The organism is Corynebacterium callunae DSM 20147, assembly GCF_000344785.1.
Classification (GTDB): domain Bacteria; phylum Actinomycetota; class Actinomycetes; order Mycobacteriales; family Mycobacteriaceae; genus Corynebacterium; species Corynebacterium callunae.
In genome coordinates this window covers 1,843,980-1,867,646 of the sequence record NC_020506.1, presented here as the reverse complement: position 1 = coordinate 1,867,646, position 23,667 = coordinate 1,843,980, and the positions used below count along the sequence as shown (strand labels likewise).

Below are 23,667 nucleotides of genomic sequence, written 5' to 3'. Positions count from 1 at the left end.
AGTGTGAGAGAATTAAGTTGCTTCTAGTAGAAAACGCATAATGCGCGGGGAGAGTGTATAAATGCCGGCTGGCATCGCAGACATGACCGATTCATTGCTCGGATGGGCATCACAAACTGAGCTGGATCTCAACCAGCGACTGGCAGGCGTTGATTACTTCCCTCAAGTTCAACTCCGTCGAGATGAACTGGAAAGAATCGATCGCTTTTTTGGAACCTTCCTCTCCCGTCAGCTTGCTGCGGGTGCTTCCCTCATTGATCTCTTTGAGATGACCCCTTGTCTAACCGTTGCATCCTTGGTGTCCCGGGCTTCCCAAATTGGTGATCCCAGTGACTTCTTCGGTGAATATTTCGGCGGTTTAGGGCTCGGCGCTGAACATGCCGCAGTGCTGGAGGGCAACGTCGAAAAGCTTTTTGTCCAAGCTGGTTTGGCAGTACCCGCAGAGTCGGCATCGGCGCTGGAGATTTTGAGTGTCCACGCCGGAATTAGCAACCGTGAGGTTGCTGCCGTGCTCACCGAGGTGGAGGCTGGTACCACCGAGTTCCCATTCATGTTTGATAGCGCGCAGCGTTTGGCGCCGGAATGGGCTGCGTCCCTGCTCGCTGGAGTTGCGCAATTAATTGAATTTGCCAGCCTGCATCCTACTTCTTGGCCTGACCGTGAGCGCGAGTCCAGTCTGCCTGCCATGATCGACGAGCTGGTGGTTGCTGAACTGCGTGAACGCCCAGTTGGCACTGCTGATCGTGAAAACTCCGTGGGTGTGGCGTTACGTGAATTGCGTCCCCGTTTGATCCTTGATGCAGAGCGTCGCAAGGTGTGCCTGCGTTTGCCGGAGCAAAAGGTTAATGATGAGGAAATTAACTGGCGTGTAAGCCTTGAAGGCACCACCCGCATTTACTCCACCCGTCGGGCCTGGGGCGATACCTCCGGTTATTCCCAAGCTCTAGATATCACCTTGGAACGACAGGTACGCGAGACCACCGTTACCGACACTGCCAACCAAATCACTTGGGTTGTGCCAGTGGTGGACTTTAATGATCCAGTTTTGGTGTTCTCCAAGCGCGGCGAAAACCTCAGCGACAAGGTCTCATTACACCACCAGGAAATCTACGTGCTGGCTCCTGCAGAGGCAGTTTTAGAAGATATGGTGACCGGCCAGGAAGTTCCAGTACTTGAAACTTTCCAGGTTGAAGGCTGGACTTCATGGGTATGTTCCCGTGTTGACGCACGTGGACTTTCCTCCCTAAAGGTCAACAAAGAAGTACGCTGCATTGATCCACGTCGCCGTGTGGCATTCCACCACCCGACAGAGTTGGTGGCACATGTTCGTTCCACCTCTGGTCTGCCAGTGCACGCACAATCTTTGGTAGCGGAATTCCCGCCAACCATTAGTGGCCGTGATGAAACCTGGATGCTTTCTATCTCTGCTTTTGCAGGTGTGGGAGCAGCCGGTGAAGAAATTGCTGAGCCAGAGCCTTTGGAAGTACCTGCCGAAGGTGGCGTCTTTTATATCTTTGACCCAGAAATCTACGATGCTCCATGGGTTGGTGAATACCTGGTGCGCCTGCGCGGACCACGTAATGAATCCTTCCGCCATGAGTTCGCCATTGTGGAGGGCATGACCACCGAGCTAGAAATCGCGTCCGGTGCGTCCTTCCGTATTCCAACCACCACTGGTTTGAGCGAAGCAACTTTGCGTGTGCGCTCCGGTGAAAAGCACTTCACTGCTGAACCTCGTCTGGTGGGAGTAGGTGCCACCGATCCCAACGCATCCTTCATTGTCACCACTGATGAAGGCGACCAAATGCCACTTCGTTTTGTGCCACCGCAGATTTCTATCGAGTTGCCACTAATTACCGAGCCTGCGATGTGGCGTGTTACCCGTACCGTTTGTGGTCCACGTGACCTTGACGGTGCTGGTGAACTGCGTATTCGCACCGGTGTTAATGTTGGCGATCCTAAGGTCAGTGTGCGAAACCACCACGGTTCTCCACTGCGCACCGTGAAGATGACCACCCCTGATAATGGCCGTACCTGGGTGAGCAGCATGAAAGAAATTGCTGCCAGCACCTTTGTGATGCCACGTGGTTCCATTGAATTTGAGTGGACTGATCGCCGCGTGGACCGCCGTGTATCCGTGACCATCGCTGTTATTGATAAGACCCCGCACAGTGAAGAAATCACCATCGCAGATGACAAGCTGGTTTTTGCAGGTCTTGCAGCAGGCCGAAACCTCGGCGCTTGGATCTGGCCACAAACCGCGCCATGGATCCGCGCCGTGGAATTGCCGGTCAGTGCCAGTGAAATCACCTTGCCGGAAAACTTGGTGGGTGCCGGAAACCTTATCGTCCAGCTTCACACTGCTGATCCTTTCACCACTTTGATTACTCCTTTGTCTCCTGGCAAGGCAGCGATCACCGTGGAGCAAGAGGGCTACTACTCAGCACAGTCTGAGGAATTTGCGCAGCTGTCTGCATTCTTTGGTGGCCAGGTTGAAGAACCACCAATTAGCGATGCCGTAGTTCCAGCACTCTGGGATGTTTCCCATATTTGGACTGAACAAGGAAACACTGAGCATTTGCCAGTTGTTCACTCCGCACTGCGTTCTTCCCCAGCAGCAGCACTCAAGGGCCTTTCCGCTTCTTTGGTTCCAGCTCAGGCACTTCCCGGCAAGGTTATTTCTTCCGGCCTGGCTGCTTCACCATTTACCACCGACGCGCCTGCCACCGAAGTTCATCGCACCGCGTGGATTGGCACCTTGCAGCTACTTGGTCTACTTCCCAATGCTTTTAAGGAAGCTGAAGAACTAGGAAATAGGACTCCTCTGCTGCCTATTTTGGGTCAGTTGGAAGAAGTAGCCGGCAAGAATATCTTGTCCACTTTGGCCACCGGACGTGACTCAACTCTGGATACTGCCTGCATCGATCAGTCCACTGTGGCTATTGCCAGCATGAACGAAGCCCAGCAGAAGGCATTGCTGGATATGTTCTTTAGCAATGCTGACATCGTGCCTGGACCATTGATGGAAGATAACACCCGCTTGATGGCTGTGTTTGAAACCTTCAAAAAGCGCGATGAGTTGCGCGAGGTTCTTCAGACTGAAGGTCTGATCAAGACTGCCGTGGAATTGCTCCGTGCCATGCGCGGTACGCAGCGTCAGCTATATTCCTCTGCACGTATCCGCTTTGACAAGCTTGATGGCGTCAACACTGACAATCCAGACAATGTTTGGGCCTTGACTCCCGTAGTCTCCTTGGTCTTCGCACTGTCATCTCGCCTCCATGCACATGAGATGATCGGCAAGACCAGAACTCTTGACCGCGCTGCAGGCGGCTGGGGCAGAATTGCCGATATCGTCCCAGATCTAGTGACCGGTGACCTTATCTCCGCAGAGGCCATGGTCTTGGGTGTGCGGCACCCAGGTTTGGTTGATTAATACAGTGCATTAAGGCGAGCGACTAGGTTTTGCCACGACTTTTTGCCGCGACGCAAAGCAGCTGCCGTTATCCCGAAGTGGGGTAGTGGTAGCTGCTTTTTGCTGTTGCAGTTGCTTTTGGGTGAACATTCAACCTGAATTTTGGGCTTTTAAGGCTAAATTTGCCAAATAATCATGGGCTAGCGATGTATGAGTCAACCAAACCTGTCACTATAGAGGGTATGGAACCGACAATGTGGATTATTGGACTAGTCGTCCTCGTGGTGCTTGCGATCATCATTGTGCTGATCATTGGCAATCAACGAGCAAAATCAAAAACCGTTAGTTTTGAAAAGCCTGAAGAGGAAAAGAAGGAACTAACCCAACAGGAAAAATCAGGCAACTACCAAGCCCAAGGTGGCTTTAACTTTGCACCGGCCAAGAAAGAGGAGGCTGAGCCTGTTCTGCGGGAGGGGCAAGAGCTGTCCGGAAAGCCTGCTGAAAAGCCACAGCAAGCAGCAGCACAGCCAGTTGCTCCGCAGGTAATCCCGCCGGTTATCCCACCAAGCACTGTCCAAGATGACGCAGTTAATGCAGAAGAATCAGCGCCAACTAAGGAAGAAGTGGCAAAGGAATCCGCCACCGATATCTTTGCAGCGCAGCCAGCAGCAGAGCCGGTTGCTGAACAGCCAGCAGTAGTGGCGGAACCAGCAGTAGAAGAGGTTGAGGCTCCAGCCGAAATCTCCGAGCAGACCGCTGAAGTTTTGGAAGAAGCTCCAATTGCTGAGGATGTTGCTGTTGAAGAGCCAATCATCGCCGATGAACCAATTGACAATGATTCTCCAATCTTTGAAGAAACTGTCGATAATGTTGCAGAGCCAGTAGCCATCGCAGGTGCAGAAGCTGCAGAAAATGCAGAAGTTAAGGCTTTGGAGGAAGCTGAAACTGAGGCTGTTGAGGCTGCTGAAGCAGCACAGGTGACGGCTGAATTTGCAGAAGCAGCTCGTGAGCAGACTCCAGTTCCAGATGAAGCACCTGCTCCTGCACCAGAACCACTTGATGAAATTGCTCCTGCTGCCGGTCGTATTGGCAAGCTGCGTGGTCGCCTTTCCCGTTCCCAGAACGTCTTTGGAAAGTCAGTGCTTGGTATCTTGAGCGCCGGCGATCTTGATGAAGACGCATGGGAAGACATTGAAGCAATGTTGATCAAGGCTGACCTTGGCTCCAAGGTCACCGCCCGCGTGGTTGATGATTTGCGCGAAAAGATTGCGGCGCACGGCGTGGCCAGCGAGGCTGAGGCTCGTGCCATGCTGCGTCAAACGCTTATCGACGCCTGCCGCCCCGACCTCGACCGTTCCATTAAGGCCATGCCTTATGAGGGCAAACCAGCCGTGGTTCTTGTTGTTGGAGTCAACGGCACCGGCAAAACCACCACCACCGGCAAACTGGCTCGCGTGCTCGTTTCCATGGGGCATAAGGTGATCTTGGGTGCAGCCGATACTTTCCGTGCAGCAGCAGCTGATCAGCTAGAAACCTGGGGCCGTCGTGTTGGTGCAGAAACCATCCGTGGAGCCGAAGGCGCGGATCCCGCATCAGTAGCTTTTGATGCAGTGGCTAAGGGCGTTGAACGCCAGGCAGATGTGGTGCTTATTGATACCGCAGGACGTCTGCATACCTCCACTGGCCTTATGGATCAGTTGGGCAAGGTTAAGCGTGTTGTAGAGAAGAAGGCCGTCGTAGATGAGGTCTTGCTGGTTTTGGATTCCACTGTGGGGCAAAACGGTATGCAGCAGGCTCGTATCTTCCGCGATGTTGTAGAGATCACCGGAGTGGTACTCACCAAGCTAGATGGCACTGCCAAGGGTGGCATTGTTTTCCAGGTACAAGAAGAGCTGGGTGTTCCAGTGAAGCTGGTTGGCCTTGGAGAGGGTGCCGATGACTTGGCACCGTTTGAAGTTGAAGGATTTGTTGACGCCTTGCTTGGTTAATTAGCAGCGTCGAAACGCACTCCCTCAGCACAGGGTGAAAATTCAGCCTGTGTCGAGGGAGTTTTCTATTTTCCTGTGATTGACACACTGTAAGGCCTCTGGCTTAATTACTTTTTGAGTGGCCAACTGCACAAGTTCTATAACCGAAAAAGGTCACTCTGAGCTGTATCGAAGGACTCTCCGCTACACCCGAATTTACCCCCGATCACACTGTGTGATCCACCTAACAAGTCCTGAAAAGTACCTGTTGAGCTATTGAAAATGACTTGGCAGGCCAGGGTGTAAATCGAAGTTAATTCTATTGAGCTATCGAAAATGGTTTCTGTAGGTCTATAGTTGAATTCGGTTCACGGGGTATCAATCCCAGAAGATACCCCGTGAACTCACTAAAGCTTAGAGAGCAAAAACTTCACCTAAAAGGAGGTCGTCCACGCTATGACCGCAGATCAGATCGCAGCCGCTTCAGGTAACTCCGCCTGGATGCTAATGTCCGCTTCGTTGGTGCTTTTAATGACACCAGCACTGGCTCTATTTTATGGCGGAATGTCTCGCCAAAAGTCCGTACTTAACATGATGATGATGTCATTTGGCTCACTCGGTGTGGTGACCATTGTTTATGTTTTGTGGGGCTGGTCAATGTCCTACGGAACTCAGACAATCGGTGGCATCTTCGCCAATCCTTTTGAATTCTTTGGACTTAAAGACTCCATCGTAGATGCAGAAGGCAACTATGTTGAAGGACTTGCCGGCTACCCGAACATCATTGATATCGGATTCCAGCTCACCTTCGCAGTTATCTCCACTGCTCTTATTTCCGGTGCATTGGCAGAGCGCGTTAAGTTCTCCACTTGGCTGGTCTTCTCCGGTGCGTGGGCAACCCTCGTTTACTTCCCACTAGCTCATATGGTGTGGGGTGGCGGCCTTCTTTCCCACTTCGAAAACGGTTTTGCAGCCTGGATCTTCGGCGCAACCGATGGTGAAGCAAATGTTTCCCCAATCGACTTCGCAGGTGGCACCGTAGTTCACATCTCTGCAGGTACTGCTGCATTGGTTCTAGCCTTCATCGTCGGCAAGCGTCGTACCTTCGGCAAGAGCTTTGCTCGTCCTCACAACCTGCCAATGGTAATGCTCGGTGCAGCACTTCTTTGGTTCGGTTGGTTCGGCTTTAACGGTGGTTCCGCTTTCGGTGCAAACGGTGTTGCCGGTCTTGCTTGGCTTAACACCACGGTTGCAACTGCAGCAGCAATGCTCGGTTGGTTGCTAATGGAAAAGATTCGCGATGGACACGCAACCAGCCTTGGTGCTGCTTCCGGTGTCGTTGCTGGTCTGGTCGCAATTACCCCAGCAGCAGGCTCTCTTACCCCACTAACTTCCATCATCCTCGGCGCAATCGGCGGCGTCTTGGCTTGCCTCGGTGTTGGACTGAAGTACCGCTTCGGTTTTGACGATTCCCTCGACGTAGTTGGTGTGCACTTGGTCGCTGGCCTCTGGGGCACCATCGGTGTGGGTCTCTTCGCAGCAGACGCTGGCTTGCTTACCGGTGGCGGCGCAGACGGATTTAAACTCTTCGTAGTTCAGGTTGTTATCGCACTGGTTGCTATGATTTTCGCAGGTGTTATTACCGCAGTCATCGCTTATATCCTCAAGGCAACTATGGGATGGCGTATCGATGATGAAAAGGAAATGCAGGGCATCGACACGCACGAGCACGGTGAGTCAGCATATGACACCACCGGCCCAGAAATTCGTTAAGTTTAAAAGAAAACGTGCAAACGTCCTAACGTCCTAAGGAGACGCCATGAAACTCATCACCGCGATCGTTAAACCTTTTACCCTTACCGATATCAAAGAAGCCTTGGAGCAAGTTGGTGTCCAGGGAATGACCGTTACCGAAACTCAGGGCTTTGGACAGCAAAAAGGCCACACCGAGGTTTACCGCGGTGCGGAATATGCAGTGGACTTTGTGCCAAAGGTCAAGATTGAGGTCATCGTTTCTGATGCTCAGGCTGAAGAAGTTATCTCTGTCCTCGTCGATACTGCCCGCACCGGCAAGGTTGGCGACGGCAAGGTATGGGTTACTAACGTCGAAGAACTAGTGCGTGTACGCACCGGTGAACACGGCGAAGCCGCCCTCTAAACACTCTCCAAAAAGATTTTGCAGATGAATAATCCAACCCAGCTACGCCAGCAGGCCGAAAACGAGGCCCTAGCGTTGCTGGGTTCTCTGTCTTTACCAGCAGGTACCGTACTCGCAGCCACCGGATCCCTCGCCCGTAGCGAGATGACCCCATTTTCAGATTTGGACCTCCTTTTAATCCACCCGGAAAATGAAGTCCCCAGCGGGATTGAAGACCTGTGGTACCCCATTTGGGATGCAAAAAAGCGCCTCGACTATTCCGTACGCACACCATCGGAATGTGTCGGCATGATTTCCGCAGACTCCACGGCGGCCCTCGCCATGCTGGATATGCGCTTTATTGCAGGCGACCAAGAACTTTTTGATTTCACGCGCCAAAGAATTTTAAGCAAATGGCGTCAAGAACTAAATAAGAATTTTGATGCAGTGGTGGATACTGCCATTGCGCGCTGGCGTCGTTCTGGCCCAGTAGTAGCCATGACTCGGCCAGATCTCAAACATGGCAGGGGAGGGCTCCGCGATTATGAACTCATCTCAGCACTTGCCCTTGGCCATCTATGTGATCCACCGAGATTAGATAAACAACATCAGCTAATGCTGGATACGCGAACTTTGTTGCATGTACACGCACGTCGTTCCAGGGACGTTTTGGATCCAGAGTTTGCAGTTGACGTGGCTATCGATCTTGGCTTTGTGGACCGCTATCATTTGGGTCGCGAAATTGCAGATGCAGCGCGCGCCATTGATGATGCTCTCACTGCTGCTTTGGCAACTGCTCGCGCAGTCCTGCCACGCCGTTCTGGGTTTGCCTTTAGAAATGCACACCGCAGGCCACTGGACGTGGATGTGGTGGATGCCCAAGGAACAGTGGCCCTGTCTAGAAAACCGGATCTTAGCGATCCGGCCCTAATCTTGAGGGTCGCAGCTGCCGCTGCCAAAACCGGATTACCAGTAGCCGACTCCACCTGGGAACGCCTTCGGGAATGCCCAATTTTGCCGGATCCGTGGCCAGCCAACGCCGCCGGAGATTTCTTCCGGGTGTTGTCTAGCCCTGAGCATTCACGTCGCGTGGTTAAACAAATGGATCGCCATGGTTTGTGGTCACGTTTTGTACCGGAGTGGGACAATATTCGTGGCTTGATGCCTCGTGAACCCAACCACGTTTCCACCATTGATGAACACAGCCTCAATACAGTTGCCGGCTGTGCTTTAGAAACCGTTACCGTGGCACGCCCGGACTTGCTCCTGCTAGGTGCGCTTTATCATGACATGGGTAAGGGGCAATCACGTCCCCATGAGCAGGTTGGTGCAGAAATGGTGGCTCGTGCAGCGAGCCGCATGGGCCTTAACCTGCGCGATCGAGCCTGCGTACAAACGCTGGTAGCCGAGCACACCACAATCGCCCGCATTGCCGCCCGCCTTGATCCGCACTCAGAGGAGGCCGTCGACAAGCTCCTTGATGCAGTTCGTTATGACCTAGTAACCCTTAATCTCTTAGAGGTATTAACCGAGGCCGATGCCAAAGCTACAGGGCCGGGAGTGTGGTCAACACGCTTGGAAAGTTCGCTGGCAACTGTTTTGCGTGGGGCTCGTACTCGCTTGGTGGAAGTTCGCCCCACTGCGCCACTGGTTCCTATTAAGTCTGAGATTGCACTTAAAGAGCATGAAGGTGTGTACACGGTCTATTGGCACGGCGAGGAAGTACGGAGGATCCTTGGCGTTATTGCAGCCAAAGGTTGGACAATTGATAATGCGCGGATGATTCACAATGGGGAGTGGCATGGCGAATTTGATGTGCGTGCCACCGGGCCCATGGATTTTAATCCGCTGTCATTTGTGCAGGCCTATCAATCAGGAATTTACTCTGAGGTACCCGTTCCGGCTCCTGGGTTAACAGCAACTTTTTGGCATGGCAATACTATTGAAGTCCGCACGGAACATCGTGCTGGACCGATATTTGTGCTGCTAAATACCCTGCCCAATGCTTTGTGGTTTAGTACTGTTACCCGCGGTGCAACACTGATTGTGCAAGCTGCGTTGGAGCCAGGATTTGATCGAGCACAGGTAGAACGTGCCGTGATTAGGGCCCTGGCGGGTAGCTAACGTGACCTTGCTGGGGGTAACCAGCTACCATAGGGGGATTAGAAACCCCGCACTCTAGAACCTACTGGGAGTTCATTCGTGTTTGAGTCACTGTCCGATCGGTTGAACAATGCCCTTCAAGGCCTACGTGGCAAAGGCAAGCTCACCGAGGCTGACATTAATGCAACAGCTCGAGAGATTCGCCTCGCGCTCTTAGAAGCCGACGTCTCATTGCCGGTTGTCCGTGCATTTATCAACCGCATCAAAGAGCGTGCTGTTGGCGCGGAAGTCTCCCAGGCGCTCAATCCTGCACAGCAGGTCGTCAAGATTGTTAATGAGGAACTGGTTCAGATCCTCGGTGGTGAGACCCGTCGTCTACAGTTAGCCAAGAACCCTCCAACGGTAATCATGTTGGCTGGTCTGCAGGGTGCAGGTAAAACTACGCTGGCCGGTAAATTGGCAAAGCACCTGGTTAAACAGGGCCACACCCCAATGCTCGTGGCCTGTGACTTGCAGCGCCCCGGCGCCGTGCAGCAGCTGCAAATTGTTGGTGAACGTGCTGGAGTCCAAACTTTCGCACCTGATCCAGGCACCAGCATTGATTCCCTCGAGCATGAAATGGGCACCTCCCACGGTGATCCCGTAGAGGTAGCGCGCGCGGGTATTGAAGAAGCCAAGCGCACCCAGCATGACATCGTCATTGTCGATACCGCAGGTCGCCTCGGTATTGATGAAACCCTGATGACTCAGGCACGTAATATTCGCGATGCCATCAACCCTGATGAAGTGCTTTTTGTTATTGACTCCATGATCGGCCAGGATGCAGTGGATACCGCTGAAGCCTTCCGTGATGGCGTTGATTTCACCGGCGTTGTACTCACCAAGCTTGATGGTGATGCCCGCGGTGGTGCTGCACTATCCATCCGTGAAGTTACCGGCAAGCCAATCATGTTCGCCTCCACCGGCGAGAAGTTGGAAGATTTTGATATCTTCCACCCAGAGCGCATGGCCAGCCGTATCCTGGGCATGGGCGATATGCTCACCCTGATTGAGCAAGCTGAAGCAGTAATGGACCAGGAAAAGGCCGAAGCTGCAGCTCAGAAGCTGGGCAGTGGAGAGCTGACCCTGGAGGACTTCCTCGATCAGATGCTGATGATCCGCCGCATGGGTCCAATCGGCAATATTTTGAAGATGCTGCCCGGCGGCAAGCAGATGTCCCAGATGGCGGACATGGTTGATGAAAAGCAACTTGACCGCATCCAGGCAATTATCCGCGGTATGACTCCAACCGAGCGTGATAATCCAAAGATTCTTAATGCTTCCCGCCGCAAGCGTATTGCTAATGGTTCTGGTGTTAGCGTTGCCGAGGTTAACCAGCTTGTTGAGCGCTTCTTTGAAGCCAAGAAGATGATGGGCAAGATGGCCGGCCAATTTGGCATGGGTGGCGGAAGCCGCAGTGCTACCAAGAAGCAGGCCAAGGGTCGTAAGGGTAAAAACGGTAAGCGTAAACCAGTGAAGAAGGGCCCAACCCAGCCTAAAATGCCAGGTATGCCAGGACTTCCCGGTATGGGTGGCGCTGGAATGCCGGATCTAGCTGAGCTGCAAAAGCAACTTGGCGGTGCTGGCGGAGGCCTGCCAGGAATGGGTGGCATGCCAAAGTTGCCTAAGGGTATGGAGAATATCGATCTCAATAACTTGGACTTCGGCAAGAAATAAAAAGATTAAAGACGCTTTTCGACGCAAACCCGCACGGTTTTTCGTCGAAAAGCGCCTTTTTGGTTTTTTAAAGCAGGTCTTCTGGACTCACGCCATTAACATCGCGGTGATGGGTATTTGCGCCAGCTCGCAAGAGCACATCAACCACCTCGGAATCAGGAAGGTGATTGGCGGCGGCGTACCACAGGGGAGTACGCATCTGGCAGTCCAATGCATCTACCTCGGCGCCGGCATTGATGAGGCATTCCACGATGCCATCATCGCCAATAACGGCAGCACGATGGAGGGCAGTAGCTCCTTGGGGATCTGCAATATTGGGGTTTGCCCCCAAATCCAGTAAGCGCGCGACAACCATGAGATTGCCTGCTTCGGCAGCGCGATTGAGCACTGGCCGATCATGCGCATCGCGGGCATTAGGGCCTGCATTATTAAGGAACTTGTTGATTCCCGTGAGGTCGCCGGTGAGCATAATCTCATCAAAGCGACCACCGTCAACATAACTGATCAAATTCCGGTCACTATTACCGGATGTAATCGGAAGCACGGTTGTTTAATCTACTCCTCTTTGAAGTTTCCGCATACTTTCCCAGATTGCAGGTCTGGGAGGTGGCTTTGTGTGCAGGTTAAGTAGCGATTTCCTTTTTGAAGGGCAGGTGGCTAAAATATTAAAGGTTGTCTGCACTCGTATGGGTGTGGCAACTTTAAAAGACTTTCCTGCGTAATGCCGCCAACGACCATGGTCGTCCGGAGGAGTCACGCGCAGGTAAAACAAAAAGGGTTGAACCGGCTCACCAGCACAGGGTGAGTGTCTGTACTGCCCAGTGACCAGTGAGGAAAATTCACATGGCTGTTAAAATCAAGCTCCAGCGCCTCGGCAAGATCCGTACCCCGCACTACCGCGTTGTCATCGCTGATGCACGCACCAAGCGCGACGGCAAGGTTATCGAGAACATCGGTATCTACGAGCCAAAGTCCGAGCCTTCCGTAATCAAGATCAACTCTGAGCGCGCTCAGCACTGGCTTTCCGTTGGCGCTCAGCCAACCGAGGCTGTTGCAGCACTGCTTAAGGTGACCGGCGATTGGCAGAAGTTCAAGGGCATCGATGGCCAGGAAGGCACCCTTAAGGTTGCTGAGCCTAAGCCATCCAAGCTCGAGCTCTTCAACCAGGCACTCTCCGAGGCTAACAACGGCCCAACCGCAGAGGCTATCACCGAGAAGAAGAAGAAGGCTCGCGAGGAGAAGGAAGCTAAGGCTGCAGCTGAAAAGGCTGCTGCTGAGAAGGCTGCCGCTGCTGAAGCTGAAGCAGAAGCAGAAGCTCCTGCTGAGGAAGCTGCTGCAGAAGAGGCTTAAGTCTCTTTTAGTTCCGGCGTTTAAAACTTAAAACGCAGCGAACAAGCACACCACCTAGTGATCTGATCACTAGGTGGTTTTCTTTATTTCCAACTCCCGAGGCGGTTTGTCGGGGTATTTTGCTTGCCCCGAACTGGGGCATAGGCGCTGAGTAACATAGAATTTCTACCCATGAGTACTGAGCAAGAATTGCAAATTGGCCGGGTCATTAAATCCCACGGCATCAAAGGCGAAGTGGTTGTAGAAGTCACCACCGATGAACCAGAGATTCGTTATGAAGTGGGGGAGACACTCACTGGCAAACAGGCTGGCAAAGAGCACACTCTCACCATTGATGCAGCACGTTTCCACCAAGGGCGCCTGCTTATTAAATTTGCCGAAGTACCAGACCGCAACACTGCAGACTCCTTGCGCGGCACCCGCTTTTTCGCAGCACCTTTGGACATTGAAGATGATGAAGATGGCTTCTATGACCATGAGCTAGAAGGCCTGCACATTATTAATGAAGGCGAAGATATTGGTGTTGTTACCGGCGTTATGCACGGTCCCGCTGGAGAAATCCTCGAGGTGGAACTAAATACCGGCAAAGAAGTACTCATCCCCTTTGTGCATGCAATTGTTCCCGAGGTTGATCTCGAGGCAGGTACCGCCACCATCACTCCGCCAGAGGGACTTTTGGATCTTTAATCCCGCTTGACCAAGTCTTGGGTATATGGACGGTATATGGATGGTGTATGGATTCCGTGGACTTGGTAGATTTAGTGCGGTGAGTAGCTCCCAAGAATTTGATGCACACCGTTTACGCCTAGATGTCATAAGCATCTTCCCGGAATACCTTGACCCACTGCGCCACGCGCTGCTGGGCAAGGCAATTGAAGATGGCATCCTCGAAGTAGGAGTGCATGATCTTCGTAAATGGGCCACCGGCGGACATAAGGCCGTGGATGATACCCCCTATGGTGGTGGCCCTGGAATGGTGATGAAGCCTGAGGTTTGGGGACCAGCACTAGATGATATTGCAGCTGGCCATGTAGTTGGCGATGAGCTGGAATCTGCCTCCCCACACCTAAAGAGCGCCCGCCATGATGAAATTGAGGGTGTGGAAAAACGCGCCTATGAGGTCGAAGCGGCAGGGGATAAGGAATTGCCCTTGCTGTTGGTTCCGACTCCTGCGGGTAAACCTTTTACCCAAACTGATGCTCAGGGATGGTCAAATGAGCGCCATATTGTCTTTGCTTGTGGCCGTTATGAAGGCATTGACCAGCGCGTTATTGATGATGCTGCCAAGCGCTACCGCGTGCGCGAAGTTTCCATCGGCGATTATGTCCTGATCGGCGGTGAAGTGGCAGTGCTTGTTATCGCTGAGGCAGTGGTGCGCCTGATTCCCGGCGTGTTGGGAAATCGCCGCAGCCACGAGGAAGACAGCTTCTCAGACGGGCTTCTTGAAGGCCCTTCCTATACCAAACCCCGTAGCTGGCGCGGCTTGGATGTGCCCGAGGTGCTATTCTCGGGCAACCACGCAAAGGTTGACCGTTGGCGACGCGATCAGGCGCTGTTGCGTACTCAGGCTGTTCGGCCTGAGCTTATCGACGAAACCCAGCTGGACGCCGCTGACCGCAAAGTATTAGGGCTTGACTAAATGACTGAACCACTAGATAACCAGGCACCTGCCCAAAAAACAGAGCCGGAGTTACCGTCCTTTTTAACCAAGCCAGAAAAGATGGACATTGTCCTTTTTGTGCTGCTTATTGCCATGGGTATTTTCTCACTGTGCATGATTCCCCTGCGCGCTTGGCTGCTTACTCAACCATTGGCTTATACCTTGATTGTGGGTGGTTACACCAGTGCCGTGGTTTCTGGTGCAAATGCTTCAATAGGAAACGGCACCTGGTGGATCTTTTGGCTGTGCACCCTAGTTGGCGCGTTGAAATTCATGCCGGTGTACTGGCTAATGGGTAAACGCTGGGGCATGGAATTTATTGATATGTCCCTGCAGTATTCGCCCCGCGCTCACCGCTTCTTTAAAAAGGCCGTGGAAAATGAATCCACCAGCCTTTATGCCTGGGTACTTGGCCTTTTACCCTTCGGATATCTGCCTGGCCCAGTTCCCAGCACTGTCCTCAATGCGATTGCCGGCCTGCTCAAAATCCGTTTCCTCATCATGCTGGCGTTAAATGCTGCCTGCGTGCTGGCTATTAATGGCCTTTTTATCTGGTTGGGTTATACCTTCGGCCAAGAGGTGCTTGACATCGTTAATGTGATCAACCGCTATATGCTGTGGATTACCATCGCCTTGCTGGCCATCATGTTCTATCGCGCCAGCAAACAAATGAAGAAATAGAGGAACACTCATGACTGAAGTTTCAACAGACCTTAATATCCTAATTACTCCCACCGAGTGGGAGCGCGCCTTAGAAGGCTTGCCTGAGGCTCTCAACGCAGCGGGATACGAGGCTAAAGAAATCCATGCGCAGATTGTGGATCTCACCTGTGAACCAGACAATATGTTGGTCACCCAGTTTTCTCAGATGGAGGGCCACCCACCAATTGTGGAAGTCCTCTACCGCGTGGTTATTAACGGCACTTCAGAGCTGGAGTTAAAGGAGCTGACCAAGGTAGTGGTCGCGGCCTTGCCAAAGGGTTTGTACTGGTACGGCAGTTCTTATGCGGGTGTCACCGAGCCTGGAGTAAACGCTGCCTGCGCCTGGCAGCACCGTCCATAACCTCCCTTGTAGCACGGGCTTCGCTAGAATTAGCTAAATGTCATTAATTTCTGCACAGATTGCCCGCGAACTAGCCGTAAGAGAAGAACAAGTCCAAGCCACAATTAAGCTCTTGGACGAAGGTAATACTGTTCCTTTTATTGCTCGTTATCGCAAAGAGGTCACCGGCGGCTTGGATGACACACAGCTGCGTGAACTCGAAGAACGCCTGTCCTATTTGCGTGAGCTGGAGGATCGTAAGCAGACAATCCTGGCTGCGATTGAGGAACAAGGAAAACTCAGCGATGATCTGCGTGCGCTGATTTTAGATTGTGACACCAAAGCTCGACTCGAAGATCTCTACCTGCCATTCAAAAAGCGCCGCAAAACCAAAGCGGATATCGCGCGGGAAGCAGGCCTTGAGGAACTCGTCGACAAGCTTATTAAAAACCCAGGTGCTGAGGCCGCAGCTGTAGCAGAGGCCTTTAAGACTGAGGGATTTGAAGATTCTAAAAAGGTGCTTGAGGGCGCCCGCGCCATTTTGATTGACCGTTTTGCGCTGGATGCAGATTTGGTGGGCGAGGTGCGCGAGCAAATGTATCGCACCGGTTCCATGGGTGCCAGCGTGGTCAAAGGTAAAGAAACTGAAGGCGCCAAGTTCAAGGACTACTTCGAATTTAATGAGCCTTTTAAATCCTTGCCTTCCCACCGAATTTTGGCATTGCTGCGCGGTGAAAATGAAGGTGTGTTGAGCCTGAACTTGGATGCTGGCGATGACTCCATTTATGAAGGCATGATTGCGCAGCGTTTTGAGCTTGATACCCATACTTCCAGCTGGTTGGCAGAGGCTGTGCGCTGGGGTTGGCGCACCAAGCTTTATGTTTCCTCCGGACTTGATGTGCGAATGCGCCTAAAAGAAAAGGCCGAGGAGGGTGCGCTGGATATTTTTGCCACCAATCTGCGTGATGTCTTGTTGGCAGCACCTGCTGGTCAGTGCGCCACCATTGGTTTGGACCCAGGATTTCGCAATGGTGTGAAGGTAGCTGTGGTGGATCAAACCGGCAAGCCACTGGCAACCACCATTGTGTACCCTCACCAACCCCAAAACCGCTGGCAGGATGCAGTCCAAGAACTAGCCAACCTCTGTGCCACCCACTCGGTGGAGCTCATGGCAATTGGCAATGGCACCGCCTCCCGCGAAACTGAAAAGCTAGCCGGCGAAGTGGCTGACCTCATTAAGACTGCAGGTGGCAAGCGACCCACTCCAGTTGTTGTTTCAGAATCCGGTGCATCGGTTTACTCAGCTTCAGAGCTGGCAGCAGCAGAATTCCCAGATATGGATGTTTCCTTGCGCGGTGCTGTCTCCATTGCTCGCCGCTTGCAGGATCCTTTGGCTGAGCTGGTAAAAATTGACCCCAAGGCCATTGGTGTGGGCCAATATCAGCACGATGTTAACCAATTTGCGCTCGCCAAGACCCTTGATGGCGTAGTAGAAGATGCAGTAAACGCAGTGGGCGTGAACCTCAATACTGCTTCTGCACCATTGTTAAGCCGAGTTGCTGGCGTGACCTCCACCTTGGCGCAGAATATTGTGAGCTACCGCGATGAAAACGGAGGCTTTAACTCCCGCAAAGAACTTAATAAGGTGCCCCGCCTGGGACCAAAGGCTTTTGAACAATGTGCTGGCTTCCTGCGCATTAATGGTGGCAAGGATCCTTTGGATGCCTCTGCCGTGCACCCCGAGGCGTATCCGGTGGTGCGCCGCATCGCCGAAAAAACTGGCCTGGAGGTAGCAGGGCTAATTGGAAATACTGCGGTGCTTTCAAAGTTGCAGCCAGCAGAGTTTGCTGATGAGCGCTTTGGTGTGCCAACTATTAGCGATATCATCGCTGAGCTGGATAAACCTGGACGTGACCCGCGCCCAGAATTTAAGACCGCAAGCTTTAAAGAAGGTGTGGAGAAAATCTCTGACCTTAAGCCCGGCATGATTTTGGAAGGTACCGTTACCAATGTGGCAGCTTTTGGCGCCTTTGTGGATGTCGGAGTTCACCAAGACGGCCTGGTGCACGTTTCCGCGATGAGCGATAAGTTCATCAGCGATCCCCACGAGGTGGTTCGCTCGGGCCAGGTGGTCAAGGTGAAAGTGATGGAAGTTGATGTAGAGCGCAAGCGCATCGGCCTTTCCCTGCGCCTTAATGATGAACCCGGCGCTGCTGCTCCTAAAAAGAAACCGCAGACCTCCGCACCGAAGCGCAGCGAAAAACGCCAACCGGCCGCTGCAGGTTCCATGGCAGAAGCCCTGCGCCGTGCCGGTCTAAAATAACGCTTGTCGACGCCCACTCGCCCCGCCTCCCGCCAGCACACGGTGGGTGGCAGGCGCCGAGGCGGCGTCGCAAAGCCTAGGTAGTTAAGGCGTTGACACCGCCGGGCAAACTAAAAAGCTCAGCATTAAGGTGTTGGAAATCCTTGATGAACTTGGCGCTGCGCACCCCAGAGGCGCAGTAGACCAGCACTTTTTGGTGAGTGCCGATCGCTGTATTGACCTGCTCTGCGGTGCTAATGCGGCTGAGTGGCAACTTAACCGTGGGGATATCAGCAGGCAGATCATTGATCAGCACCTCATGCTTCTCCCGAATATCAAGGGCCAGGAATTCACCGCTGCGCACTCGCTCCAAAAAATCTGTTTTAACTGTGCACTGTGGGGCTCCATAATGTGGGGCGAGGCGGGTGACCATTGCTCGCGCCGGGTCAGCGGAAATATTGAAGCTGCGGGTGTTGGCAGGGAAGGCATCATAGCTAAGCAAGGTGCCTGGGGTGATGCCATTTAGACCTGCTAAAAACCCGATGGTGTGGGTTGCCATTAAAGAACCCATCACTGCAGTGGTGGAACCGAGTACTCCGGCTGTTGCACAATCTGGTACTAAATTCGCTGGTGGTTGGGTGGGGAAGAGGTCTCTTAGCCCCACTCCGCGCTGTGTGTTGCTTGAGTGGAAGAGGGCTAGATCGCCATGAAAACGCAGCACTGTGGCCCAGATCAGGGGAGTTCCGGTGAGCTCGGCGGCATCGGCAATTAGATAAGAGGTGGCAAAGGTATCGCAGCCATCCAGCACAATATCTGCTGCTGCAATAAGTTCAACGGCATTGTCCACGGTGAGGCGTTCTTGCAGCGTATTAATGGTGATACCGGGTTGGAGTTGACGCAGGCGCGCAGCTGCCACCTCAACCTTGGGCTTTCCAATATCCGCGGCACCAAAGAGGATCTGGCGGTGAATATTGCTTAAGTCCACGGTGTCATCATCAATAATGGTAATGGTGCCAATACCTGCTGCTGCAAGCGACTGTAAAGCCGGGCAACCCAATCCGCCAGCGCCAACCATCAGTACATGAGCATTGTGGAGGCGTTCTTGTTGCTCGATGCCAAACCCGGGGAGGGAGAGGTGGCGGGCTGTTCTTTTAAGTTCTGCCTGGGGCAAAGCCATTTATAACACCTGCTCAGACCACGATGCCAAGCCACTAAAGCTGGAGGATGCTACCGCGTGCTCACGTTTGGGAATCCGACCCGCGCCAGCAGCCAGGCGTCCCGCGGTGACAGCATGGGCCATTGCTTGAGCCATGGCCACGGGATCTTCAGCACGATTGATAGCAGAAGCCAAAAGCACACCATCACAACCAAGTTCCATGGCTAGAGCTGCATCGGAGGCTGTGCCGATACCCGCATCCAAAATTATTGGTACCGCGGCACGGCTGGTGATGAGTTCAATATTGTGCGGATTGAGGATTCCCAACCCGGTGCCGATGGGAGATCCCAGGGGCATAACGGCTGAAACTCCGAGATCTTCGAGGCGCTGAGCAATCACTGGATCATCAGAGGTGTAGGCCAAGACCGTGAAATCATCATCAACCAGCAACTCACAGGCCTCTAAAAGTTCAGTGGTATCGGGAAGCAGGGTGTGTTCATCCGCAATGACCTCTACTTTGACCCAATTTGTTTGTAAAGCCTCGCGGGCCAGCTGAGCGGTAAGCACTGCGTCACGAGCCGTGCGACAACCTGCGGTATTGGGAAGTAAATCAATGTTAAGGCGTTTAAGCAGCTCAAAGATTGATTCCCCTTGAGATGCAGTGGCATGGTGATAGCGCATGGCAACCGTGGTTAATTGGGTGCCACTAGCTTTAAGTGATTGTTCTAAAAGCGCTTGAGAAGAAGCACCACCAGTACCCATGATGAGGTGGGAATCAAAGGTTTTATTGGCAATTGTGAGCATCTTAACCTCCCTGCGCGGCGCTGAGAATATCTACGTTAGCGCCCGCGGAAAGTGGCTGTGACCACTGCGAACGGGGCAATACTGTGGCATTAATTGCCACAGCTACACCCTCGGTGGTGCCAACGTGTTGCTGTACTAATTCCTCCACAGTGGTGACTTCACGGGAGGTGGTGGTGCCATTAAGGGTGAAAGTGATCATGGTGTCATCCTTGAAAATTCAGGAGCATGCCGCAGTGGATTGCAGGCATTAATATAAGTCAGCGTTTGCTTCTCGAGCGTGAGGTCAACGGCAGTTTTGGCAGCCAGTGCCGCTAAAAGAATGCCGTGCCGGAAATAGCCGGTGGAAATAATCAGGTTGGATCCCACCCGCCCCAAATAGGGCATATCATCCGGGGTGCCGGGACGCGCACCGCAGGTAGCCTCCATAAATTCGGTATCTGCAATGCCAGGCACTAGGCGAATTGCATCGCGCAACAGGTCATGGATTGCACCGGTACGCGGTTGCGGGCTGTCCTCGCGGCTACTCGCACCAATAGTTAAGCTGCCGTCCTCGCGTGGAATGAGATAAACAGGGCGATCCTCCACGAAGCCACGCACCACCTTCGAAATTAATGGTTGCATTGATTCCGGCACTCGAACCCGCATGATATCGCCATAAACCGGCCTGAGATTCAGCGGATTTTTAGCACTAAACCAGCCCGGTATCTTGGCGGCCCCCAGGCCCGCCGCTAAAACAACAGTGCTTTTCGACGCCACCCTCACCCCCGAGGCCAAAGTCAAGGTCCGGCAGGGGTTGTGGCCGTCAATAGACAACACTGAATCTTGAATCAGCTCAGCGCCCCGGCTGATAACTGCGTCCAATAAGGCTCTAGCAAAAAGTCGGGGATCAAGCTGATGATCTCCTTCGATACTGAGGGCTTTGGAGATGCGTGGTGAAAGAGCTGGTTCCAAGGCACGAGCTTCTCGAATCGTGAGGGGATCTACTGCGGCATCCTCAAATTCCATATGGCGCAGCAGATTTCCCAAGTGGGTGGCATCGGCTCGGTCTGCTCCGACCAATAAGGTGCCGTTGGTTCGATAACCGGTGGGCAGATCTGTGTGGCGACGTACTCGACGAATGAGATCTGGGTAGAGCCGTGCCGAGGCTTTCATTAATCCTTGCAGCTCAGATTGCTGATATTGCACCTCTGACATGGGAGCTAACATGCCGCCAGCATGTTGGGTGGCTCCGGAGATCGGATCGCGATCAATAAGCGTGACCTGAAAACCGGCCTCTTGGTATTCAAAACAAGTGCTCAGCCCAATGATGCCGCCACCAATAACAATTGCCTGATCATTCATGCTTGTGATCCTGCAATAAATTGGGTGATTACGCTTTCTGAAATGCTGCGGGGGTATTCCGCCTCCATAAAGGCACGTACCATGGCACAACCAGCAATTCCGGTAGCAGCTAGCTCGAAGACATCTGCAGGTTGGACATCGCCAATGGCGACAATGGGGAGCTTGGAAATCTGAACTAGTTCTCGGTAACCATCAAATCCGAGTGGTGGCCGTCCCGATTGCTTGGTGGGAGTTGGCCGAAATGGGCCAGCGCCGATGTAATCAATAATCTCGGCATATTCATTGGCAGCGTGTACTAGGTCGGCGGTTCCGGTGGTTAGCCCAATGATGGCACCAGCTCCAAGCAATTCACGAGCAGCTGCAACTGGAATATCGCTTTGACCAAGGTGGATGCCGTGAACGGGGAGTCCGCGGCGCATTAAAATAGCTGCAACGTCGAGGCGGTCGTCGATAAGCGTCTTGGTGTCCGGATTGGCAAGCGCAACTGCGGTTGCCACCTTTTCACCCAATTCCAGCAGCTCGCGGGCGGTTATAGGTTTGGAGCGCACCTGCACAACACCCGCGCCACCTGCTGCGGCTTCTTGGGCTACACGCACAATATGTTCAGGGGATCCACTGCCGGTGACCACATAACATCGCAGGTCAAGTGGGGTAGGGGAATTTTGAATAGGCACAACTATGAAGTCCTCACTTCCTTCGCTGGTGTTAACCAGACAGGTTCAGACGGTCCGGCGCAGCAGTAGTGCACAATCTCAGCCCAATGCTTTGGGCACCCGTGGGGTAGTGGCAGCCAGTTAAGTCGGTGGAAGCTATTTTGTCAACGGGTATGGCATTGGGTTTGTCAATCGGGGGTAAATGTGAAAGAATACCTAGGTTGACTCTACGTATCCCGCAGTAATGGGGGACAGGTAGCAGCGGCGCATAATTGAAACGGATACGAACCGGCCGAGCGCCCCAAAAGGGGAAGTGCCGCCAGGGTCCTCTTTCCCTACTAGTCAAAGGATTTTTTATGAACCTTTTGGATAAGGTCGATTCCGCATACTTGCGCGACGACGTTCCTGCTTTCCGTCCCGGCGATACCCTCGACGTTCACGTCAAGGTTATCGAAGGTGCCAACACCCGTACCCAGCTCTTCAAGGGTGTTGTCATTCGTCGCCAGGGTGGCGGAGTTCGCGAAACCTTCACCGTCCGTAAGGTTTCCTTCGGCATCGGTGTTGAGCGTACCTTCCCAGTACACTCCCCAAACATCGAGAAGATCGAGGTCATCCGTCGTGGTGACGTTCGTCGCGCCAAGCTGTACTACCTGCGCGAGCTGCGCGGTAAGGCTGCCCGCATCAAGGAGAAGCGATAATTATTATCGCTTGGTTGCGGAATTAAACCCCGCTGACCTGCCCCCTAACTTTCACCTAGCGTGTGAGTTAGGGGGTTTTCCCATCTTTATCCTGCAATTTGCCCGCTAAAAAGCCCTTGTACATTTCAGCGGAAGTGTACAAGGGCTTTTTAGCGAGTTAATTAAGCTTTGATAGTGGAGCTAAGACCCTCGAGGATGATCTCGGCAGAAACGAGAGAAGCATTAACAAACCAGGGGTCATAATCAACTTCTACGGCCTTATTATTTTGCACGGCTGTCAGTGAAGGCCATAGTGCGGTATCTACCGGGCTTGGGGCTCCAGTTTGGACACCGTAGAAGATCCAGTCAGCATCGGCTTCAGCAAGGAGTTCGGCAGAAAGGTCATGACCAGCTTTGTCGGTAAATTGCTGAGCGGCTGGGCGTCCATAACCACAATCTGCGGCCACAGTTCCAGTCATTGACTCCAGGCCATACATTTGGAAAGCATCATCGTTGGTGCGGAGGAAAGAGACCGTTGGGGGAGTTGCTGGCTGAGCAGCTGCGACTTCGGCAGCTTTTGCCTCATAAGCGGCGAGCAGGTTTTTTGCTTCCGCTTCTTTATTTACGGCAGCCGCGATAGTGACCAAATCTTCTTTCCAGTTTTCGCCACCTCCGGCACCTGTGACTACAGGCGCAATTGCCCGCAGTTTTTCTAGCACGGTTTCCTCGGCGCGAGAGTTTGCACAAATGAGGGTGGGGTTAAGGGCTGCAATCGCCTCAACATCAGGTTCTGCGCGTAATCCACAATCAGCAATAGAATCAAGGTCAAATTTATCGCCAAAACGCTCTCGGAGGAACTGTGGGATGAGATCTGCATTTTTAGCTGCAGCGACACCCACTGGCAAGATGCCAAGATTGAGCAGGTTGTCCAATTGCCCCGTGTTAAGGGCTACAACGCGCTGTTTCTGTTCGGTGTCGGTAGTTGCTGTGGTGGAGCTAGAAGCTGTGGAGTCTTTCGAGCTATTGGCGCAGGCTGCGACAACGAGGGCGGAAGCTCCGATCATCGCACCCAGGAAGGAGCGACGGCTAATGTTCTTTTGCATATTAAGAAAGTTAGCCTTACCTAAAACGAAATGTCAATTGAAGTTTATATAAATACCTCTGAAATCGAGGGGGCATAAAAAGAGCTATATAGTTTTGGGGAAAAATATAGTAGAATTTCTATCAATTCACTTAGATTTAACTGTTAAGAAAAAACCTTAAAAACCTGTTTCCCTTAAGTGCTGTATCTGCATTAACACACTGCTAGTTCCTATTTATCGATTCTGTTGCCCCGCACACAAT

At 52.9% G+C, this 23,667-nt stretch carries 20 protein-coding genes and 1 riboswitch; of the genes, 13 read left to right on the top strand and 7 right to left on the bottom strand.

Features of this window, described 5'->3' with window-relative positions; all coding sequences use genetic code 11:
- The first annotated feature begins 61 nt into the window (after nt 1-61).
- The 6 genes from H924_RS08810 to ffh all read left to right on the top strand — a co-directional run bounded on the left by H924_RS08810 (nt 62) and on the right by ffh (nt 11,338).
- The gene (locus tag H924_RS08810; protein WP_015651610.1) at nt 62-3,436 is read left to right on the top strand and encodes a hypothetical protein; all 3,375 of its coding nucleotides are present in this window, start codon (nt 62-64) and stop codon (nt 3,434-3,436) included.
- A gap of 221 nt (nt 3,437-3,657) precedes the next feature.
- Complete coding sequence (gene ftsY, locus H924_RS08805; RefSeq protein ID WP_029703265.1) at nt 3,658-5,403, top strand: signal recognition particle-docking protein FtsY; 1,746 nt, start codon at nt 3,658-3,660, stop codon at nt 5,401-5,403.
- Between the two features lie 435 nt (nt 5,404-5,838).
- Entirely contained in the window at nt 5,839-7,155 is a 1,317-nt protein-coding gene (locus H924_RS08800; protein ID WP_015651608.1) for an ammonium transporter, read from the top strand.
- Nucleotides 7,156-7,201: 46 nt separating this feature from the next.
- Complete coding sequence (gene glnK, locus H924_RS08795; protein WP_015651607.1) at nt 7,202-7,540, top strand: P-II family nitrogen regulator GlnK; 339 nt, start codon at nt 7,202-7,204, stop codon at nt 7,538-7,540.
- Nucleotides 7,541-7,564: 24 nt separating this feature from the next.
- Entirely contained in the window at nt 7,565-9,643 is a 2,079-nt protein-coding gene (locus tag H924_RS08790; RefSeq protein WP_015651606.1) for a [protein-PII] uridylyltransferase, read from the top strand.
- Between the two features lie 78 nt (nt 9,644-9,721).
- Nucleotides 9,722-11,338, top strand: coding sequence for a signal recognition particle protein (gene ffh, locus H924_RS08785; RefSeq protein WP_015651605.1), 1,617 nt, complete (start codon nt 9,722-9,724; stop codon nt 11,336-11,338).
- Between the two features lie 67 nt (nt 11,339-11,405).
- Here ffh and H924_RS08780 read toward each other — a convergent pair whose 3' ends face one another.
- Nucleotides 11,406-11,882 carry an ankyrin repeat domain-containing protein gene (locus H924_RS08780; RefSeq protein ID WP_015651604.1) on the bottom strand — a complete coding sequence of 159 codons (477 nt, stop codon included), beginning with the start codon at nt 11,880-11,882 and terminating at the stop codon, nt 11,406-11,408.
- A gap of 299 nt (nt 11,883-12,181) precedes the next feature.
- Here H924_RS08780 and rpsP point away from each other — a divergent pair, with 299 nt between their 5' ends.
- The 6 genes from rpsP to H924_RS08750 all read left to right on the top strand — a co-directional run bounded on the left by rpsP (nt 12,182) and on the right by H924_RS08750 (nt 17,713).
- Entirely contained in the window at nt 12,182-12,688 is a 507-nt protein-coding gene (rpsP, locus tag H924_RS08775; RefSeq protein ID WP_015651603.1) for a 30S ribosomal protein S16, read from the top strand.
- A gap of 171 nt (nt 12,689-12,859) precedes the next feature.
- A complete protein-coding gene (rimM, locus tag H924_RS08770; protein ID WP_015651602.1) occupies nt 12,860-13,375 on the top strand; it encodes a ribosome maturation factor RimM in 516 nt (171 codons plus the stop codon).
- Between the two features lie 40 nt (nt 13,376-13,415).
- Nucleotides 13,416-14,327, top strand: coding sequence for a tRNA (guanosine(37)-N1)-methyltransferase TrmD (gene trmD / locus H924_RS08765; protein WP_015651601.1), 912 nt, complete (start codon nt 13,416-13,418; stop codon nt 14,325-14,327).
- Nucleotides 14,328-15,029 (top strand): DedA family protein, encoded by a 702-nt coding sequence (locus H924_RS08760; protein ID WP_015651600.1) that lies wholly within the window; start codon nt 14,328-14,330, stop codon nt 15,027-15,029. It abuts the gene before it with no gap.
- A gap of 10 nt (nt 15,030-15,039) precedes the next feature.
- Nucleotides 15,040-15,411, top strand: a complete 372-nt coding sequence (locus tag H924_RS08755) for a hypothetical protein (RefSeq protein WP_015651599.1) — start codon at nt 15,040-15,042, stop codon at nt 15,409-15,411.
- A 37-nt stretch (nt 15,412-15,448) separates the two neighbouring features.
- Nucleotides 15,449-17,713 (top strand): Tex family protein, encoded by a 2,265-nt coding sequence (locus H924_RS08750; RefSeq protein ID WP_015651598.1) that lies wholly within the window; start codon nt 15,449-15,451, stop codon nt 17,711-17,713.
- A 76-nt stretch (nt 17,714-17,789) separates the two neighbouring features.
- On the opposite strand, the gene H924_RS08745 is transcribed toward H924_RS08750, so the two are convergent.
- The 5 genes from H924_RS08745 to H924_RS08725 form a co-directional block, all read right to left on the bottom strand.
- Entirely contained in the window at nt 17,790-18,869 is a 1,080-nt protein-coding gene (locus H924_RS08745; protein ID WP_015651597.1) for a ThiF family adenylyltransferase, read from the bottom strand.
- Nucleotides 18,870-19,652: a thiazole synthase gene (locus tag H924_RS08740; protein WP_015651596.1), complete on the bottom strand. Its 783-nt coding sequence runs from the start codon at nt 19,650-19,652 to the stop codon at nt 18,870-18,872. It lies immediately after the preceding gene.
- Nucleotide 19,653: 1 nt separating this feature from the next.
- On the bottom strand, nt 19,654-19,851 hold the full coding sequence (gene thiS / locus H924_RS08735) for a sulfur carrier protein ThiS (RefSeq protein WP_015651595.1): 198 nt from the start codon (nt 19,849-19,851) through the stop codon (nt 19,654-19,656).
- Nucleotides 19,848-20,993 carry a glycine oxidase ThiO gene (gene thiO, locus H924_RS08730; RefSeq protein ID WP_015651594.1) on the bottom strand — a complete coding sequence of 382 codons (1,146 nt, stop codon included), beginning with the start codon at nt 20,991-20,993 and terminating at the stop codon, nt 19,848-19,850. Before thiO ends, thiS begins: the two co-directional genes overlap by 4 nt.
- Nucleotides 20,990-21,667 (bottom strand): thiamine phosphate synthase, encoded by a 678-nt coding sequence (locus H924_RS08725; protein ID WP_015651593.1) that lies wholly within the window; start codon nt 21,665-21,667, stop codon nt 20,990-20,992. Before H924_RS08725 ends, thiO begins: the two co-directional genes overlap by 4 nt.
- Nucleotides 21,667-21,780: riboswitch (TPP riboswitch) on the bottom strand. (Overlaps the previous gene by 1 nt.)
- Nucleotides 21,781-22,002: 222 nt before the next feature.
- Here H924_RS08725 and rplS point away from each other — a divergent pair.
- Nucleotides 22,003-22,344, top strand: coding sequence for a 50S ribosomal protein L19 (gene rplS, locus H924_RS08720; protein WP_015651592.1), 342 nt, complete (start codon nt 22,003-22,005; stop codon nt 22,342-22,344).
- A gap of 161 nt (nt 22,345-22,505) precedes the next feature.
- Here the strand turns inward: rplS and H924_RS08715 are convergent, their stop codons facing one another.
- Entirely contained in the window at nt 22,506-23,426 is a 921-nt protein-coding gene (locus H924_RS08715; protein ID WP_015651591.1) for an ABC transporter substrate-binding protein, read from the bottom strand.
- Nucleotides 23,427-23,667: the final 241 nt, after the last annotated feature.

Coding starts and splice junctions, on each gene's coding strand:
- H924_RS08810 (WP_015651610.1), top strand. CDS start 62: ATGCCGGCTGGCATCGCAGACATGACCGATTCATTGCTCGGATGGGCA.
- ftsY (WP_029703265.1), top strand. CDS start 3,658: ATGGAACCGACAATGTGGATTATTGGACTAGTCGTCCTCGTGGTGCTT.
- H924_RS08800 (WP_015651608.1), top strand. CDS start 5,839: ATGACCGCAGATCAGATCGCAGCCGCTTCAGGTAACTCCGCCTGGATG.
- glnK (WP_015651607.1), top strand. CDS start 7,202: ATGAAACTCATCACCGCGATCGTTAAACCTTTTACCCTTACCGATATC.
- H924_RS08790 (WP_015651606.1), top strand. CDS start 7,565: ATGAATAATCCAACCCAGCTACGCCAGCAGGCCGAAAACGAGGCCCTA.
- rpsP (WP_015651603.1), top strand. CDS start 12,182: ATGGCTGTTAAAATCAAGCTCCAGCGCCTCGGCAAGATCCGTACCCCG.
- rimM (WP_015651602.1), top strand. CDS start 12,860: ATGAGTACTGAGCAAGAATTGCAAATTGGCCGGGTCATTAAATCCCAC.
- trmD (WP_015651601.1), top strand. CDS start 13,416: ATGGTGTATGGATTCCGTGGACTTGGTAGATTTAGTGCGGTGAGTAGC.
- H924_RS08760 (WP_015651600.1), top strand. CDS start 14,328: ATGACTGAACCACTAGATAACCAGGCACCTGCCCAAAAAACAGAGCCG.
- H924_RS08755 (WP_015651599.1), top strand. CDS start 15,040: ATGACTGAAGTTTCAACAGACCTTAATATCCTAATTACTCCCACCGAG.
- H924_RS08750 (WP_015651598.1), top strand. CDS start 15,449: ATGTCATTAATTTCTGCACAGATTGCCCGCGAACTAGCCGTAAGAGAA.
- H924_RS08745 (WP_015651597.1), bottom strand. CDS start 18,869: ATGGCTTTGCCCCAGGCAGAACTTAAAAGAACAGCCCGCCACCTCTCC.
- H924_RS08740 (WP_015651596.1), bottom strand. CDS start 19,652: ATGCTCACAATTGCCAATAAAACCTTTGATTCCCACCTCATCATGGGT.
- thiS (WP_015651595.1), bottom strand. CDS start 19,851: ATGATCACTTTCACCCTTAATGGCACCACCACCTCCCGTGAAGTCACC.
- thiO (WP_015651594.1), bottom strand. CDS start 20,993: ATGAATGATCAGGCAATTGTTATTGGTGGCGGCATCATTGGGCTGAGC.
- rplS (WP_015651592.1), top strand. CDS start 22,003: ATGAACCTTTTGGATAAGGTCGATTCCGCATACTTGCGCGACGACGTT.
- H924_RS08715 (WP_015651591.1), bottom strand. CDS start 23,426: ATGCAAAAGAACATTAGCCGTCGCTCCTTCCTGGGTGCGATGATCGGA.